This is a genomic window from Kribbella sp. NPDC050470 (assembly GCF_044458365.1).
GTDB lineage: Bacteria > Actinomycetota > Actinomycetes > Propionibacteriales > Kribbellaceae > Kribbella.
Map to the genome: position 1 here is coordinate 153,690 of NZ_JBITHV010000006.1, position 17,470 is coordinate 171,159.

Sequence of the window (17,470 nt, forward strand, 5' to 3'; positions counted from 1 at the left end):
GCCGTCCGTCCGCTACGGACAGCACCCGTGCCACCCCACAGCGTCCGGAGTCCACCCGAGACCGCCTCCTCCGCAAAGCCCGCGAGGAGGCGGATCAGCGTGCGGCTGAGCAGGGCGGTGTGGTGCGGCGTCCGGTGAAGAAAACCGCACCCAGCCGACCGGTGAAGAAGACTGCCGCACGCCCGGCGCCCACCAAGAAGACGGCTGCAAAGAAGACTGCATCGAAGAAGGCGCCGGTCAAGAAGGCGCCGGTCAAGAAGGCGACGGCCAAGCGGCCGGTGAAGAAGAGTCCGCCGCGGAAGCGGCCTCAGAGCAAGCGGCCGCCCAAGAAGAAGGTGAAGCGGCCGCCGCGGATGCTGAAGCTGGGTCGGCCCACGCTTCGGCTGCGGGTGACGTTCGTGGTGATGGCGTTCGTGCTGTCGCTGTTCGCCGGGCGGCTGGTGCTCCTGCAGGGTGTGGACCCGGACCGGTACGCGCTGGCGGCGAGCAAGGAGAACACCAAGCCGTTCGTGCTGCACGCGACCCGCGGCGCGATCCTTGACCGCAACGGCGTGCCGTTCAGCGTGTCCGAGGACGCGGTCGCGATCACTGCCGACCCGACCCAGACCGGCCCGGTCGCGCCGCAGCTCGCCCGGATCCTGGCGCCGAAGCTGACCGGTACGACGTCCGCGCAACTCGTCACCGCGATGACCGGGAAGGGCCGGTTCCAATATCTCGCACGCCAGGTCAGCCCGCAGACCTGGAACGCCATCGAGGCCGAACTGAAGGCGAAGAACGCCGAGATCGCCCAGCAGAACAAGGGCCGGCCGCAGGACCAGCAGGCGCCGTTGCTGGCCGGGATCTACACCGAGGAAGACCCGATCCGCAGCCACCCGAACGGCACCATCGCGGCCAACGTGGTGGGCGTGGTCGGCGCCGACGGCAAGGGCCAGTCCGGGCTTGAGTACGGCATGAACGACAAGCTGTCCGGCCAGGACGGCAAGGCCATGTACGAGGTGGACACCAAGGGCAACAAGATCCCGAACGCGAACCACACCGTCGAGGAGCCGAAGCCCGGCGTCACCGCGCAGCTGACCCTGGACGCGGACCTGCAGTGGTTCGCGGAGCGGCGGATCGAGCAGGCGGTCAAGCAGTACAAGGCCACCTCCGGCACCGTGGTCACCCAGGACGTGAAGACCGGCGAGATCCTGGCGATGGCGAACTACCCGACCTTCGACCCGAACAAGCCGGTCAAGCCGAGCGAGCTGTACAACCCGGCGCTGGAGCAGGTCTACGAGCCGGGCAGCGTGCAGAAGGTCGTCACCATGGCCGCGCTCGCCGACGCCGGTCTGATCGACCTCAACACCAAGCTCAAGGTGCCCGGCAGCATCAACGTCCAGCGCCGGACCATCAAGGACCACTTCTCGCACGGCACGCTCGACCTGACCATCGCCGGCGTGATCGCGAAGTCGTCGAACGTCGGCACCATCATCGCGGCCCAGCAGATGAAGTCGATCCCGCAGTTCGTGAAGTACCTGAAGGACTTCGGGTTCGGTGAGCCGACCGGGCTGAACTTCCCGGGCGAGAGCCGCGGCCTCATGCCGCCGGGTGACGAGTGGAGCGAGCTGACCCGGTCGAACGTCGCGTTCGGCCAGGGCCTGTCCGCGAACGCGGTCCAGATGACCGCCGCTGTCAACGCGGTCGCCAACGGCGGGGTCTACGTGCCGCCGAAGCTGGTGAAGAACTACGTCGACGTGAACGGCAACGTCGTACCGAACCCGTCCGGGCCGTCCCGCCGGGTGGTGAGCGAGAAGGCGGCCAAGGAGGTCACCACGATGATGGAGGCCGTCACCGCCGAGGGAGGTACGGCGACCCAGGCCGCGATCGACGGTTACCGGGTGGCCGGCAAGACCGGTACGGCGCAGGAGGTCGACTCCGCCTGCGGCTGCTACCGCAAGTGGGCCACGTCTTTTGCCGGATTCGCTCCTGCCGACAACCCGCGCTTCGTTACGTACGTCGTACTCCAGAACCCGACCAACGGGCGCAGTGGCGGTGGACAAGGAGGACCGGTGTTCCGTGACGTGATGAGCTACGCGCTGCAGAAGTACGTCGTACCGCCGACAGGTGCGAAGCAGCCTGCCGTGCCGCTCGAGTGGTGACGCAGGGTCAGGTAGGAGTCACACGGGCCGGAGCGGTAGCCTCAGGGCCCGTGTCCACCCCTACCGCCGCAGGCGGCGCCGTCGCAGCGATCAGGCCACGGCACATCGTGCCGGTCAGCCTGATCGAGGTCGCCAGGACCGCTCACGCGCGGATCCCCACCAGCAGCACCGTCGAGGTCACCGGTGTCTCGCTCGACTCCCGGTCAGTCCTCCCAGGCGATCTGTACGCCGCTCTGCCCGGTGCCGTCACGCATGGCGCCGCCTTCGTCGCCAAAGCACAGCAGTCCGGCGCTGTCGCCGTACTGACCGATCCGACCGGTGAGGAGCGGGCGAAGGAGACCGGTCTGCCGGTGCTAGTGGTCGACCGGCCACGGGACGTGCTCGGCGCCGTCGCGGCCCACATCTACGGCGAGCCGACCAAGGAGCTGCACCTGCTCGGCGTGACCGGGACGAATGGCAAGACCACGACCAGCTTCCTGCTGGACGCCGTACTGCGCCGGCTCGGTCCGACCGCGCTGATCGGGACGATCCAGACCCGGATCGGCGACGAGGTCGTGAAGAGCGTCCGGACCACTCCGGAGGCCACTGACCTGCACGCGCTGTTCGGAGTGATGCGGGAGCAGGCGGTCGACTGGTGCGCGATGGAGGTCTCCAGCCACGCGCTCGCGCAAGGCCGGGTCGACGGTGCGCGGTTCGCAGTCGCCGGGTTCACCAACCTCACGCAGGACCATCTGGACTTCCACAACACGTTCGAGGAGTACTTCGCGGCGAAGGCCTCGTTGTTCACCCCGGAGCGCTGTGATGTGGCGGTGGTGACGATCGACGACGAGTACGGGCGCCGGCTGGCCGCGCAGACCGTCGTACCGCTGGTGACCGTGTCCACCACGGGTGAGGCCGACTGGATGGTGGCGGGCAGGCACCAGTCCGAGCGACCGGGGCGGTGGGGCGGGGAAGGAATCAAGCAGAGCACGACGGTGATCGACATCCAAGGGCCGGGGGAGACGCTGACCGTCGAGATCGGGCTGCCCGGCGACTTCAACGTGGCCAACGCGCTGCTGGCGACCGCCATGCTGCGGCAGGTCGACGTACCAGCCGAGGAGATCGCGGCCGGGCTGCGGACGGCCGCCGTACCGGGCCGGATGGAGACGTTCACCCGGCACGACGGGTTGGCCGTGATCGTCGACTACGCGCACACGCCGGACGCGGTCGAGCTCGCGCTCGAGGCCGCCCGCGGCGCGACCAAGGGCCGCTTGTACGCGGTCGTGGGCTGTGGCGGCGACCGCGACGCCGGCAAGCGTCCCGCGATGGGCGCCGCGGCGGCACGTACGGCGGACGTCGTGATCATCACCGACGACAACCCGCGCACCGAGGACCCGGCGGCGATCCGGGCCGCCGCGCTCGAGGGCGCCCGAGCCGCTGTGCCGGGGGCCGACCTGCACGAGATCGGCGACCGTCGCCAGGCCATCGCCGCCGCGATCGAGCTGGCCGGTCCGGGGGACACCGTCGTCGTGCTGGGCAAGGGCCATGAGACAGGTCAGGACGTCGGCGGTGTGATCCACCCGTTCGACGATCGCGAGACTGTGCGTGAGTTGCTGGAGGCAGAGCGGTGATCCCTGTCAGTTGCGGCGAGATCGCCGACGTCGTCGGTGGCGAGCTGGTGGGCGTGGACCCGTCGGCCGTGGTCGACGGCGCGGTGGTGATCGACTCGCGGGCCGCCGGTCCGGGTGGGCTGTTCGTCGCCCTGCCCGGTGAGCGCGTCGACGGGCACGACTACGTGGGTACGGCGACCGAGGCCGGCGTCACGGCGTCACTCACCACGCGGCCGGTCGAGGGCAGCCCGTGCATCGTCGTCGGCGACGCGCAGAAGGCACTCGGAGACCTGGCCCGGCTCGTGGTCAGCCGACTGCCGGAGCTCACCGTGCTCGGGCTGACCGGCTCGTCCGGCAAGACCAGCACGAAGGACCTGATAGCCCAGCTGATCCGCCCGTACGGCGAGACCGTGTCGCCGGAGGGATCGTTCAACAACGAGATCGGCCACCCGCTGACCGCTCTGCAGGCGACCGGGTCCACCAAGTTCCTGATCGCCGAGATGGGCGCGCGGCACCTGGGCGACCTCACCTACCTTTGCGGGATCACGCCGCCGAAGGTCGGGCTGGTGCTCAACGTCGGCACCTCCCACATCGGTGAGTTCGGCAGCCAGGACAACATCGCGCTGGCCAAGGGCGAGCTGATCGAGGCGCTGGCTCCGGGCGGGACCGCCGTACTGAACGCCGACGACCCGCGCGTCGCCGCGATGGCGAGCCGGACCGGGCAGCGGGTGCTGACCTTCGGCGAGGCGGACAGCGCGGACGTGCGGGCGACCGACGTCAAGCTCAACGCCGAGGGCCGGGCGAGCTTCACGCTGCGGATCGGCGACTTCGGCCGCTCGGTCCAGCTCCAGTTCGTCGGCGAGCACTACGTGTCCAACGCGCTCGGCGCGGCGACCGTCGCGTACGCGGCCGGGCTGACCGCCGAGCAGATCGCCGAGGGACTGGCTGCGGCCACCCCGGTGTCGGCGGCGCGGATGGAGGTGGTCGAGCGCGCGGACGGCGTGACGGTCATCAACGACGCGTTCAACGCCAACCCCGACTCGATGCGGGCCGCGCTGAAGGCGCTGGTCGCGATCGGCCGGGCCCGCGGCGCGCGGACCTGGGCGGTGCTCGGCGAGATGCTCGAGCTCGGCGACACCTCCGCGGACGAGCACGACGCGATCGGGCGGCTGGTGGTGCGGCTGGACGTGAACCGGCTGGTCGTGGTCGGCCCGGGTGCGAAACCCATCCATCTCGGGGCCTCGCTCGAAGGCTCCTGGGGCAACGAGTCGGCCTATGTCGACACCATTCCGGAGGCCCTCGACATGCTCCGCGCCGAGTTGCGGGCCGGTGACGTCGTCCTGGTGAAGTCCTCGAAGGCGGCGAAGCTGCGCAGCCTGGCCGACGCGTTGCTGGAGGATGCGCAGTGATCTCGATCCTGTTCGCCGGCGCCGTCTCGATGGTGCTGACCCTGCTCGGCACGCGGTGGGCGATCACGCTGCTGGCCCGCCGCGGCTACGGCCAGGAGATCCGCGACGACGGGCCGACCTCGCACCACACCAAGCGCGGCACGCCGACGATGGGCGGCACCGTGTTCATCATCGCCACCATCATCGGGTACTTCGCGGCGAAGCTGTTCACGATGACGCCGCCGAGCGCGTCGGCGCTGCTGGTGCTGTTCCTGTTCGCCGGGATGGGCGCGGTCGGCTTCCTGGACGACTTCATCAAGATCTTCCGGCAGCGCAGCCTGGGCCTGCGCAGCAAGGCGAAACTGGCCGGCCAGACGATGATCGCGGTCGCCTTCGCGGTGCTCGCGCTGCAGTTCCCGGACGAACGCGGCCAGAGCCCGGCGTCGCCGTTCATCTCGTTCATCCGCGACATCACCTGGCTGCAACTGTGGCCGGTGCTCGTGGTGATCTGGATCCTGCTGCTGATCGCCGGCATGTCGAACGGCGTGAACCTGGCCGACGGCCTGGACGGCCTGGCCACCGGCGCGTCGATGATGGTGTTCGGCGCGTACACGCTGATCTGCATCTGGCAGTTCAACCAGAGCTGCGCGACCGCTCAGGGTGTGGGCGCGAAGTGTTACGAGGTCCGAGATCCGCACGACCTGGCCGTGGTCGCGGCCGCGCTGACCGGCGCGCTGTTCGGCTTCCTGTGGTGGAACGCGTCGCCGGCCAAGATCTTCATGGGCGACACCGGCTCGCTGTCGCTGGGCGGCGCGCTGGCGGGCTTCGCGGTGATGACTCGGACCGAGTTGCTGGTGCTGCTGCTCGGCGGCCTGTTCGTCATCATCACCGCCTCGGTGATCCTGCAGGTCGGCTACTTCAAGCTGACCAAGGGCAGGCGGCTGTTCCGGATGGCGCCGCTGCACCACCACTTCGAGATGCTCGGCTGGGAGCAGGTCAACGTGGTGATCCGGTTCTGGATCATCCAGGGCCTGTGCGTGGTCATCGGTCTCGGCATCTTCTACGCGGAATGGGTGGCCGGATGACGCTCGGGACTCGCACCGACGACGGCTGGGCGACGACTCGCTTCGTCGTTCTCGGCTTCGGTACGGCGGGCTACGCCTGCGCGGACTCGTTGCTCCAGGCCGGCGCCGAGCACGTCGTCGTACTGGACGACCGTGACAACGAGGGGCTCCGCGAGAAGGCGCAGATCCTCGAGACGCTGGGCGCCACCATCACCCTCGGCCCGGGCAGTACGGCGGAGCTGCCGAAGGACGTCGACGTGGTCGTGACGTCTCCCGGCGTACCGCCGCACGCGCCGCTGCTGGCGCAGGCAGCCGAGCGCGAGGTGCCGATCTGGAGTGAGATCGAGCTCGCCTGGCGGCTGCGTGACCCGGCCAACGCGGCGCCGTGGCTGTGCATCACCGGGACCAACGGCAAGACCACGACGGTCCAGATGCTCACCGCGATCCTGACCGCGGCCGGTCACCGTGCGGTTGCCGCCGGCAACGTCGGGCTGCCGCTGCTGGAGGCGGTCATGGACCCGGAGCCGTACGACGTGATCGCCGTGGAGCTGTCGAGCTACCAGCTGCACTTCACGCACTCGATGTCGGCGCACTCGGCCGCCGTGCTGAACATCGCGCCGGACCACGTCGACTGGCACGGCTCGCTGGAGGCGTACGCCAAGGACAAGGGCCGGATCTTCGAGAACTGCCAGATCGCCTGCGTCTACAACGTCGCCGACCCGGCCACCGAGCAGCTGGTCATGGACGCCGAGGTGATCGAGGGCTGCCGGGCGATCGGCTTCACGCTCGGCACCCCCGGCCTGTCGATGGTGGGGATTGTCGACGATCTCCTTGTCGACCGCGCGTTCGTCGAGCAGCGCGCGTCCTCGGCGCTCGAGCTGGCGACCCTGAACGACATCACGCCGGCCGCGCCGCACAACGTGGCGAACGCGCTGGCCGCGGCCGCGCTGGCCCGGGCGTTCGGGGTGCCCGCGACGGCGGTTCGGGACGGGCTGCGCGGGTTCCGGCCGGACAAGCACCGGATCGCGCACGTCGCGGACGTTGCCGGGGTCAACTATGTCGACGACTCGAAGGCGACCAACCCGCACGCGGCGCAGGCCTCGCTGCTCGCCTACGAGCACGTGGTGTGGATCGCCGGCGGCCAGGCCAAGGGCGCGACCTTCGACGACCTGGTGATCGCGGCCCGCGAGCGGTTGCGCGGCGTCGTCCTGCTCGGCCAGGACAAACAGGTGATCGCCGAAGCACTTGCCCGACACGCACCGGATGTCCCGACGATCACTGTCGAGGCAACGGACACTGAAGCCATGGAGATCGTGGTGGGGGAGGCGGCGAAGCTTGCCCAGGCGGGCGACACCGTGCTGCTGGCCCCCGGCTGCGCCTCCTGGGACATGTTCGCCAACTACGGAGCCCGCGGCGACGCCTTCGCTGAAGCCGTGCACCAGCTGACCCGGGGGTGATCGCGTGACGTCGGTCGCAGACCAGCCGGATCAGAAGCAGGAGCGCAACACCACCGACCGGCCGTGGGTGGCGGCGATCCGCGAGGTGCTGGACCGGCCGCTGACGTCGTACCACATCCTGCTCGGCGCGACCGGCCTGCTGCTGGTGCTCGGGCTGCTGATGGTGCTGTCGGCGTCGAGCGTGCTGTCGCTGCGCGCGAACGGCAACAGCTACACGATCTTCATCCGCCAGCTGATCTGGGTCGGCGTCGGCCTGCCGATGGCGTACGTCGCCTCCCGGATGACGCCCCGGCACTTCCGGATGCTCGCGTACGTTGCCCTGCTCGGGTCGGTGTTCCTGCTGGTGCTGACCTACATCCCCGGCCTCGGCGTCGGCGTGAACGGCAACACGAACTGGCTGAACCTCGGCGGTCCGCTGCAGATCCAGCCGAGCGAGTTCGCCAAGCTGGCGTTGGTGATGTGGTGCGCGGACCTGTACGCCCGCAAGGAGAAGCTGCTCACCCAGTGGAAGCACCTGCTGGTTCCGATGGTGCCGGTCTGCGGCCTGGTGATCGCCCTGGTCGTCGGCCAGCACGACCTCGGTACGGCGCTGGTGCTGATGGCCGTCATGCTCGGCCTGATCTGGATCGTCGGCGCGCCGACCCGGCTGTTCGTCGCGACCATCGTGGTCGTCGGCGCGATCGCGTCGTACTTCGTCACCACGGCCCAGCACCGGATGGACCGGCTGATGAACTTCACCAACCCGCTGTCGGACCCGTCCGGCGTCGGCTGGCAGGCGTACCACTCGTTCTACGCGCTGTCGACCGGTGGCTGGTGGGGCGTCGGGATCGGCAACAGCCGGCAGAAGTGGGGCAACCTGCCGGAGGCGCACACCGACTTCATCTTCTCCGTGATCGGTGAGGAGCTCGGCCTGGTCGGGTCGCTCACCGTGCTCGCCCTGTTCCTCGTCCTGGCCTACGCCGGGGTGCGGATCGCGACCCGGAACACCGAGCCGTTCGTCCGCTACGCGGCGGCCGGAATCACCATCTGGATCATGGCCCAGACCCTGGTCAACCTGGGCGCCGTGATCGGACTGCTACCCATCGTGGGGATTCCGCTCCCGCTTTTGTCGTACGGTGGTTCCGCACTGCTGCCGACCCTGATCGCGGTCGGCATGCTGCTGGCCTTCGCGAAGGCCGAACCCGGCGCCCAGGCCGCCCTGAAGGAGACCAGGCGGCCGAGGTTCGGGTGGCTGCCGTCGCGACGTCCGTCCTGACTCGAGAGAACACGCGGGAGCGTTGAAAGCTGTGCCCAGCATCGTCCTGGCCGGTGGCGGAACCGCCGGCCACACCTCACCCCTGATCGCCACCGCCGACGCGCTGCGCCGGATCGACCCGACCGTAGAGATCCTGGCCCTCGGCACCGAGCGCGGCCTGGAGACCCGGGTGGTCCCGGAGGCGGGCTACCGGCTGGAGCTGATCCCGCCGGTGCCGCTGCCGCGGAAGCCGACGCCCGCGCTGCTCGCCGTACCAGGCAAGATGCTCGCCTCGGTGGGCGCGGCCCGCCGGGCCCTGGACGAGGCGAAGGCCGACGTGCTGGTCGGCTTCGGCGGGTACGTCTCCACCCCCGCGTACGTCGCCGCCTGGCGCCGGAAGACCCCGATCGTCGTGCACGAGGGCAACGCGGTGCCGGGTATCGCGAACAAGTTCGCCGCCCGCTACTGCACGCAGCACGTCAAGACCTCGTTCCCGGGCACCGACCTGCCGCACGCCGAGTACGTCGGCCTGCCGATCCGGCGGGCGATCTCGACGCTGGACCGGGCCGCGCTGCGGTCCGAGGCACGCCAGTTTTTCGGTCTGGACCCGAACGCGCCGACGCTCCTGGTGACAGGTGGCTCGCAGGGTGCTCAGCGGCTGAACGAGGCGGTCGCGGGGTCGGCCGCCGACCTGCAGGCCGCCGGGATCCAGGTCCTGCACGTGATCGGCCCGAAGAACACCCTCGAGGCTCCGCAGACCGGGCCGCTGCCGTACGTCGTGCTGACCTACGTCGACCGGATGGATCTCGCCTACGCGGCGGCCGACCTCGTCGTCTGCCGGTCCGGTGCGAACACGGTCACCGAGGTCTCGGGAGTCGGACTGCCCGCGATCTACGTTCCGCTGCCGCACGGTAACGGTGAGCAAGCGCTCAACGCGAAGCCCGTGATCGACGCGGGCGGCGGGCTGCTCGTCGACAACGCGGCGGTGACTCCGGACTGGATTCGCGCCAACGTCCCGCAACTTCTGCACGACTCGGCGCGTCTGACAGCCATGTCCACAGCAGCGAAGGGTCTGATCCGCACGGACGCCGACGAGCGATTGGCGCGGATGATCCTGGATGTGGTGGGGTCTGCTTCGTGATCGTCGAAGTATCGAATTTTGGTCCTGATGCCGTCATTCCCCCGGCGGAGAAGCTAGGCAGTGTCCATTTCGTAGGCATCGGCGGCGCCGGCATGTCCGGGATCGCCCGGATCATGGCGTCCCGCGGCATCGAGGTGTCCGGCTCCGACGCCAAGGACGGGAAGGTGCTGGCCGCGCTGCGCGCGCTCGGCGCCACCTGCTGGGTCGGCCACGCCGCCGAGCACGTCGCGGACGCCGACACCGTGGTGGTGTCCACCGCGATCCGCGAGAACAACCCCGAGGTGGTCGCCGCCCGGGCCGCCGGGATCCCGATCCTGCCGCGGGCCGCCGCGCTCGCCTCGGTGATGGTCGGCCGCCGCACGCTGGCGGTCGCCGGGACTCACGGCAAGACGACCACCACGTCGATGCTGACCGTTGCGCTGCAGCACTGCGCGGCGGACCCGTCGTACGCGATCGGTGGCAACCTGAACGAGTCCGGGTCGAACGCGCACGACGGCACCGGCGACCTGTTCGTGGCCGAGGCGGACGAGTCGGACAAGTCGTTCCTGACCTACCGGCCCGAGGTGTCGATCGTCACGTCGGTCGAGCCCGACCACCTGGACAACTACGGCGACGAGGCCAGCTACCGGCTCGCCTTCGAGCAGTTCTGCGACCGGGTGATCCCGGGCGGGTTCATGGTGATCTGCTACGACGACGCCGGCGCCCGCCGGCTGGCGGAGTTCGCCCGCGAGCGCGGCATCGACGTCCGCACGTACGGCGAGGCCGGCGACGCCGACATGCGGGTGACCGAGATCACCGCGACCGGGGCGACGCAGTCGTTCGTGCCGGTGTACCGCGGTCGCAAGCTGCCGGTCGTCCAGTTGCAGCAGGCGGGCAAGCACAACGCGCTGAACGCGTCGGCCGCGCTGACGGTCGGGCTCGGGCTCGGGTTCTCGGCCGCCGACCTGGCCGAGGGGCTGGCGTCGTTCACCGGGACCGGCCGGCGGTTCGAGTTCAAGGGGCTCGAGGACGGGGTGCGGGTGTTCGACTCCTACGCGCACCACCCGACCGAGCTGGCCGTCGACCTGACCGCGGCCCGGCAGGTGGCGGGGGAGGGGCGCGTGGTCGCCTGCTTCCAGCCGCACCTGTTCAGCCGGACCAGAATCTTCGCCACCCAGTTCTCCGAGGCGCTCGCGCTGGCCGACGAGGTCGTCGTGATGGACGTGTTCGCGGCCCGCGAGGACCCCGAGCCCGGTGTCACCGGGGCCCTGATCGCGAACCACGTGCCGCTGAAGCCGGACCAGGTCCGGTTCGAGCCGTCGTGGTCCGCCGTACCGCAGGTGGTCACCGACCTGGCCGAGCCGGGCGACCTGGTGGTCACCCTGGGCGCAGGTGACGTGACGCTGATCGGCCCGGAGGTCGTCGGTCTGCTGGCCGAACGGGCAGCCGCCCGCGAGTCTGCCGCCGAAGCCCTTGCTCCTGTGGTGGAGTAAAAGGGTGGGGTCGACTGAATGAGCCAGAGCGCTGATCTGGCTCGGGCACAACAGCGGTTCGCGCGCCGGCAGCGTCTGGTGCGGTGGCGAAGCTGGCTGCCGTGGGCGATCGGTGGCGCCGCGCTGGTGCTCGGCGGGCTGGTCGTCTGGCTGTTCTACTTCTCCACCGCGCTCGCGGTCGACGGCGTCCGGGTGAGCGGGGCCGACACGGTGCCGGTGGCAACGATCGAGAACGTGGCCGAGGCGCCGGTGGGCACCCCGCTGGCGAAGGTCGACCTGACTGCGATCGCGTCCCGGGTCCGGACCATCCCGGCGGTGGCCGACGCGCAGGTGACCAGGGCCTGGCCGAACAAGGTCGTGATCGTGGTCACCGAACGAGTGCCGGTGGTGGTCGTCACCGACGGCTCGCGGTACGAGCTGGTGGACGCGACCGGGACGGCGTTCAGGACGGTGCCGGACCGGCCGGCCGGTCTGCCGGAGGCGAAGATCACCGGCGCCCGGCGGGACGTGACGATCCGTTCGGTGGTGACGGTCTCGGCCGCGCTGCCGTCCACACTGCGGGCACAGGTGCGGTCGATCTCGGCAGCGTCGCCGGACTCGATCACCCTGAACCTGGGGTCCGGCGTGAAGGTCGTTTGGGGCAGTTCCGATGACAGCGCGCGCAAGGCCGAGGTACTCAGCGTGCTGATGAAGCGCAAGGCGACCGTGTACGACGTGTCGGCGCCCGATCTCCCTGTCACCAAAGGGGAAAAGCGGTGACGAGTCACATCACGGCAGAGTGCGGCGAGGCGCGTGGACTTTGGCCGGAAGCGTCCCGTACCGTGCGTCGTAATCTAAAGTTGACATAAGTCTAAGCATCCACTTGAGGTTCAGTCTTTTCGCTGGACAACGGGAAACGAACGAGGCGAGAGGCGCGGACGTGGCGGCACCGCAGAACTACCTGGCACTCATCAAGGTCGTCGGCATCGGCGGAGGCGGCGTGAACGCCGTCAACCGGATGATCGAGCACGGTCTGAAGGGCGTTGAGTTCATCGCCATCAACACCGACGCGCAGGCGCTGTTGATGAGCGACGCGGACGTCAAGCTCGACATCGGCCGCGAGGAGACCCGCGGCCTGGGCGCCGGGGCCAACCCGGCGATCGGGCAGAAGGCCGCCGAGGACCACGCGGAGGAGATCGAGGAGGCGCTGAAGGGCGCCGACATGGTCTTCGTCACGGCCGGCGAGGGCGGCGGCACCGGCACCGGCGGCGCGCCGGTGGTGGCCCGGATCGCCCGATCGCTCGGCGCGCTGACCATCGGTGTGGTGACCCGGCCGTTCTCGTTCGAGGGCAAGCGCCGCGCCACCCAGGCCGAGGACGGCATCAGCACCCTCCGCGAGGAGGTGGACACGCTGATCGTCATCCCGAACGACCGGCTGCTGACCATCTCCGACCGCGCGGTGTCGGTGCTGGACGCGTTCAAGCAGGCCGACCAGGTGCTGCTGCAGGGCGTCTCCGGCATCACCGACCTGATCACCACGCCCGGCCTGATCAACGTCGACTTCGCCGACGTCAAGGCGGTCATGTCGAACGCCGGCTCGGCGCTGATGGGGATCGGCTCGTCCCGCGGCGAGGACCGGGCGGTCGCGGCCGCCGAGGCGGCCATCTCGTCGCCGTTGCTCGAGGCAAGTATCGAGGGCGCGCACGGGGTGCTGCTGTCGATCGCCGGCGGCTCCGACCTGGGCCTGTTCGAGATCAACGAGGCGGCCCAGCTGGTGTCGGAGTCGGCGCACTCGGACGCCAACATCATCTTCGGCGCGGTCATCGACGACGCCCTCGGCGACGAGGTGCGGGTCACGGTGATCGCGGCCGGCTTCGACGGCGGGATGCCGAAGCGGCGCGAGCAGGCGATGAACTCGGCCCGCCCGCAGGCCTCGCGTCCGGCGGCCGGATCGGAGAGCCAGCCGGGGTACTCCGCCCAGATGCAGTCGGGTAACCCGGCGTCCACGCCGCCTGCCGCGACGCCGCCGCCTGCGACACCGCCGTCCACGCCGCCGTCCACCGGGGCCCCAGCGGCGACTCCGGGTGCTTCGCCGCAGCCGGCTTCGGCGCCATCCGCGAACGGGCAGGCCCCGAGCAGCCAGCCGGTGAACCCGCCGACGCCGACCGACGACACCGTCCCGGTGCCGGCGCCGACCGAGGGCCGTCCAGGCGCGGGTACGACGCACTCGGCACGCCCGCAGGCCGGTGAGCCGGTCCGTCCGGTGTCGCCGACCGCGCAGCCCACGCCGCACACCCCGGCGTCGCCGACCACCCAGCACTCCTGGCCCGTCAACGGCCCGAGCAACGCCTCGTCCGGGAGCTCCGCCGGCACGTCGCAGCCAGGCCCGACCCGCCCGGCCCGCAAGCCCGAGCCCGAGGAAGACCTCGACATCCCGGACTTCCTCAAGTAAGCAGCATCCGGGCCGGTAGGCTCTGGATGTGTTCGGGTATGACGAGGTTCTCGACGACGTCCGCTTCGCCTTCACCGACCGCTTCGGCGGTGCAAGCCAAGCGCCGTACGGCGAGCTGAACCTCGGCGGATCGGGTGAGGACGCGGGGCTGATCGCGGAGAACTTCCGGCGGGTCGCGGACGCGTTCGGCGTCCGGCCCGAAGGGGTGGTCCGGGTCAGCCAGGTCCACGGCCGCGACGTGCACGTCGTCCGCCCCGGTGACGAGCTGCCGCCGGCGCCGACGCCGAGAGCGGATGCGCTCGTCACGACCAGGACGGACGTGGTGCTGGCCGTCCGGGCCGCCGACTGCCTTCCGGTGCTGCTGGCCGGTGACGGTGTCGTCGGAGCGGCCCACTCCGGACGCAAGGGCATGTACGTCGGCGTCGTACCGGCGACCGTGGACGCGATGCGGGACCTCGGTGCGTCGCGGATCACCGCCGTACTCGGGCCGTATGCGTGCGGCAACTGCTACGAGGTGCCCGACGAGATGCGGGCCGAGGTGGCCGAGCGGGTGCCGGCGTCGTACTCGGAGACGAGCTGGGGGACGCCGGCGATCGATGTCGCCGCCGGGGTCAAGGCGCAGCTGGCCGAGCTCGGGGTCGAGGTGGTCGACGCGACCGCGTGCACGATCGAGTCGGAGAGCCTGTATTCGTACCGCCGCGAGGGACCGGTCAGCGGCCGCCTGGCCGGCCTGGTCAAGCTGGGCGCGTGATGGCGGCGCGGGAGGAGGAGCTGCGGGACAACCTGCGGCTCGCCCGGGAACGGATCGAGAAGGCCTGTGAGGCGGCCGGGAGGTCTCCGGACGAGGTCACCCTTGTCGCGATCACCAAAACCTTCCCAGTCAGCGACGTACGGGCGCTGACGGCCCTTGGGGTGCGGGACGTGGGGGAGAACCGCGAGCAGGAGCTCAAGGCGAAGGCTCCGGACTGCCCGGACGCCACCTGGCACTTCGTCGGGCAGTTGCAGTCGAAGAAGGTCCGTTCGGTGGTGCGGTACGCGTCGGTGGTGCACTCGGTGGACCGCGCGTCGCTGGTGACCGCGCTGTCCAAGGCTGCGGTCGCCGAGGAACGGACTGTTCGCTGCCTGTTGCAGGTGAGCCTGGCGTCGTACGGATCGGCCGATGCCGCGACCGGCGCTGCCCGCGGGGGCGTCGAGCCTTCCGCCGTACCGGAGCTGGCTGCCGAGGTCGCCGCGGCGGACGGGCTGGAGCTGGGTGGCGTGATGGCGGTCGCGCCGCTCGGGTCGGACCCCGACAAGGCGTTCGCGGGACTGCATGAAGTAGCCTCCCGGTTACGCTCCGATCATCCCGGGGCCGGCTGGATCTCGGCCGGGATGACCGGCGACCTGGACGCCGCGATCAGGCAGGGAGCGACACACGTGCGCCTCGGGCGCGCCTTACTCGGAACGCGTACTCCGCCGGGTTAGTGTCGACATCGAGCAGGTTTCCTTCCTGCTCACCGTTGTCGTCGAGACCGGATCGAGGGGCTGGAGGGCCATGAGCGGCGCGCTGCGCAAGATGGGTGTCTACCTCGGCTTGGTCGAGGACGGGGAGCGCTACAACGCGCGGTACGACGACGAGTACGACGACTACGACGAGTACGACGAAGCCGTCGACGGGGAGTCCCACGAGCCCGAGCCGGTGCCCGCCGGCCGGGAGGTCCGCGAGTCCCGTGACTCCCGCACTGAGTCGCACAACCACTCAGGCCGCGAGGAGCAGGGCGCGACGGTCAGCAAGTTTCCAGATCGACGTGGTGTCGCACCGTCCCCGGAGGTAACCGAGTTGGCCCGCATCACCACCGTGCACCCGCGCAGCTACAACGAGGCGCGGGTCATCGGTGAGCACTTCCGCGACGGCACGCCCGTCATCATGAACCTGACCGAGATGGACCACGCGGACGCCAAGCGGCTGGTCGACTTCGCCGCCGGGCTGATCTTCTGCTGCCGCGGCTCGATCGAGCGGATCACCACCAAGGTGTTCCTGGTCTGCCCACCGAACGTGACGGTCGCCGCAGAGGAGAAGGAGAAGATCGCCGCGGACGGGTTCTACAACCAGAGCTGACGCGTTCGCTTCGGTCATCTTCTACACTCATTGACGACATGGTTGCTCTAGTGATCGTTCTGCAGATTCTCTCCGTCGTGCTGCTCGTCTTCTTCCTGACGCTGGTGGCGCGGTTCGTGCTGAGTCTCATCGTCATGTTCGCGCCGCAGTGGCACCCCAAGGGCCCGCTGCTGCTCTTCTTCGAGTTGATCTACTCGATCACCGATCCGTTCCTGCGCCCGCTGCGGCGGATTCTGCCCCCGATCGGGGCCGGCGGGATCCGGATCGACCTGTCCATGCTGATGCTGTTCGTCATCGTCTCGCTGGCGATGTCGATCAACTCGACCGCGCTGCGCTCACTGTGAGGGTGAGGCGGCCGGGAGCTGGGTAGGTAGAGTCTCGAAAACGGGGAACCTAGGCCGTTATCGCCGCCCGGATTCCGTTAGAACACAACGAAGCGATAACGTGATCTACTGAGTCGCCGGGGCGAAGGCCACGGGGACTCCGCCAAGACACAGACAAACGAGGTGAAAGATGCCGCTGACGCCGGATGACGTCCGCTCGAAGCAGTTCACGCCCGTCCGACTACGGGAGGGCTACGACGTCACTGAGGTCGACTCCTTCCTCGACGAGGTCGAAGCCGAGCTCGAGCGACTTCTCGCCGAGAACGAGGAGCTGCGGGCCAAGCTCGCGGCGGCTCAGCGCGCGGGTGCGGGGCAGGACCGGCCGGTCGACCAGACCGCCGCGCTGCCGCCCGTCGTGCAGCAGCCCAAGCCCCCGGTCGTGGTCGAGAAGCCGGAGGAGAAGCCACCCGTCGTCGCGCCTGTAGCGGCCGCGGGGGCTGCTGCCGCGGCAGGGACCGTCGGTGACGCCTCCAGCTCCGCGGTGCGGCTGCTGGAGATGGCCACCAAGCACTCCGACGACCTCGTCCAGGAGGCGAAGGACACCGCCGACAAGATCATCGGCGAGGCCCGCGCCAAGGCCGAGCGGCTGGAGAACGAGGCGCGCGGCAAGGCCGACCGGATGACCGGCGAGGCCCGCGCCCGCGCCGAGAAGCTGGACGGCGAGATCGCTGAGCGCCGGGCCCAGATGCTCGGCACGCTGGAGAAGCAGAAGGGTCAGCTCGAGCGCACGATCGACGACCTGCACGCCTACGAGCGCGAGTACCGCAGCCGGCTGAAGACCTACTTCACCGAGCAGCTCAAGGCTCTGGGCAACGGAGACGACACGCTGAGCCCGCGCAACGGCTTCCGCCCGGAGGCCCGCGCCCAGGCGCACGGTCACGGCGTCTAAAACCTCGGAGCTCTGTAGTTTCTGACAGGGGCGGTGCTTTCCGGCGGCACCGCCTCTTCGTCATGTCTGGACACCTTTGACACAGGGTCCCACGACGGTGACACCGAGTCAGGGCCAGGCCAGAGGCTCCTTCCGGCCACTCAGCGTCTTCACATCGCCGATCGACCTGCTGGGCGCCGCCCCGGC

The 17,470-nt window shown here is 69.8% G+C and carries 14 protein-coding genes and 1 pseudogene; all 15 read left to right on the forward strand.

Going from position 1 to position 17,470, the window contains the following annotated elements; translation table 11 throughout:
* Window positions 1-134 precede the first annotated feature (134 nt).
* The 15 genes and pseudogenes from ACIBGM_RS18860 to ACIBGM_RS18930 all read left to right on the forward strand — a co-directional run bounded on the left by ACIBGM_RS18860 (window position 135) and on the right by ACIBGM_RS18930 (window position 17,284).
* The gene (locus ACIBGM_RS18860) at window positions 135-2,138 is read left to right on the forward strand and encodes a peptidoglycan D,D-transpeptidase FtsI family protein (protein ID WP_396386300.1); all 2,004 of its coding nucleotides are present in this window, start codon (window positions 135-137) and stop codon (window positions 2,136-2,138) included.
* Between the two features lie 50 nt (window positions 2,139-2,188).
* Entirely contained in the window at window positions 2,189-3,748 is a 1,560-nt protein-coding gene (locus ACIBGM_RS18865) for a UDP-N-acetylmuramoyl-L-alanyl-D-glutamate--2,6-diaminopimelate ligase (RefSeq protein WP_396386301.1), read from the forward strand.
* A complete protein-coding gene (gene murF, locus ACIBGM_RS18870; protein WP_396386302.1) occupies window positions 3,745-5,136 on the forward strand; it encodes a UDP-N-acetylmuramoyl-tripeptide--D-alanyl-D-alanine ligase in 1,392 nt (463 codons plus the stop codon). Before ACIBGM_RS18865 ends, murF begins: the two co-directional genes overlap by 4 nt.
* Window positions 5,133-6,200, forward strand: a complete 1,068-nt coding sequence (gene mraY, locus ACIBGM_RS18875; protein WP_360528487.1) for a phospho-N-acetylmuramoyl-pentapeptide-transferase — start codon at window positions 5,133-5,135, stop codon at window positions 6,198-6,200. The genes murF and mraY overlap by 4 nt, the downstream gene beginning before the upstream one ends.
* Window positions 6,197-7,636, forward strand: a complete 1,440-nt coding sequence (gene murD / locus ACIBGM_RS18880; protein WP_360528484.1) for a UDP-N-acetylmuramoyl-L-alanine--D-glutamate ligase — start codon at window positions 6,197-6,199, stop codon at window positions 7,634-7,636. The genes mraY and murD overlap by 4 nt, the downstream gene beginning before the upstream one ends.
* Before the next feature lie 4 nt (window positions 7,637-7,640).
* The gene (ftsW, locus tag ACIBGM_RS18885; RefSeq protein ID WP_360528481.1) at window positions 7,641-8,891 is read left to right on the forward strand and encodes a putative lipid II flippase FtsW; all 1,251 of its coding nucleotides are present in this window, start codon (window positions 7,641-7,643) and stop codon (window positions 8,889-8,891) included.
* Between the two features lie 31 nt (window positions 8,892-8,922).
* Window positions 8,923-10,011, forward strand: a complete 1,089-nt coding sequence (murG, locus tag ACIBGM_RS18890; RefSeq protein ID WP_396386303.1) for an undecaprenyldiphospho-muramoylpentapeptide beta-N-acetylglucosaminyltransferase — start codon at window positions 8,923-8,925, stop codon at window positions 10,009-10,011.
* Window positions 10,011-11,483, forward strand: a complete 1,473-nt coding sequence (gene murC, locus ACIBGM_RS18895; RefSeq protein ID WP_396386498.1) for a UDP-N-acetylmuramate--L-alanine ligase — start codon at window positions 10,011-10,013, stop codon at window positions 11,481-11,483. Before murG ends, murC begins: the two co-directional genes overlap by 1 nt.
* 18 nt (window positions 11,484-11,501) lie before the next feature.
* On the forward strand, window positions 11,502-12,242 hold the full coding sequence (locus ACIBGM_RS18900) for a cell division protein FtsQ/DivIB (protein WP_396386304.1): 741 nt from the start codon (window positions 11,502-11,504) through the stop codon (window positions 12,240-12,242).
* Between the two features lie 160 nt (window positions 12,243-12,402).
* Window positions 12,403-13,650, forward strand: a pseudogene (ftsZ, locus tag ACIBGM_RS18905) (cell division protein FtsZ); the annotation flags it as partial.
* A 292-nt stretch (window positions 13,651-13,942) separates the two neighbouring features.
* Window positions 13,943-14,665, forward strand: a complete 723-nt coding sequence (locus tag ACIBGM_RS18910; RefSeq protein ID WP_396386305.1) for a polyphenol oxidase family protein — start codon at window positions 13,943-13,945, stop codon at window positions 14,663-14,665.
* Window positions 14,665-15,378: a YggS family pyridoxal phosphate-dependent enzyme gene (locus tag ACIBGM_RS18915; RefSeq protein WP_360528470.1), complete on the forward strand. Its 714-nt coding sequence runs from the start codon at window positions 14,665-14,667 to the stop codon at window positions 15,376-15,378. The genes ACIBGM_RS18910 and ACIBGM_RS18915 overlap by 1 nt, the downstream gene beginning before the upstream one ends.
* 70 nt (window positions 15,379-15,448) lie before the next feature.
* On the forward strand, window positions 15,449-16,012 hold the full coding sequence (locus tag ACIBGM_RS18920) for a cell division protein SepF (protein ID WP_360528467.1): 564 nt from the start codon (window positions 15,449-15,451) through the stop codon (window positions 16,010-16,012).
* Between the two features lie 38 nt (window positions 16,013-16,050).
* Window positions 16,051-16,356 (forward strand): YggT family protein, encoded by a 306-nt coding sequence (locus ACIBGM_RS18925; RefSeq protein WP_360528464.1) that lies wholly within the window; start codon window positions 16,051-16,053, stop codon window positions 16,354-16,356.
* 169 nt (window positions 16,357-16,525) lie between these two features.
* Window positions 16,526-17,284 carry a DivIVA domain-containing protein gene (locus ACIBGM_RS18930; protein WP_132144064.1) on the forward strand — a complete coding sequence of 253 codons (759 nt, stop codon included), beginning with the start codon at window positions 16,526-16,528 and terminating at the stop codon, window positions 17,282-17,284.
* Window positions 17,285-17,470: the final 186 nt, after the last annotated feature.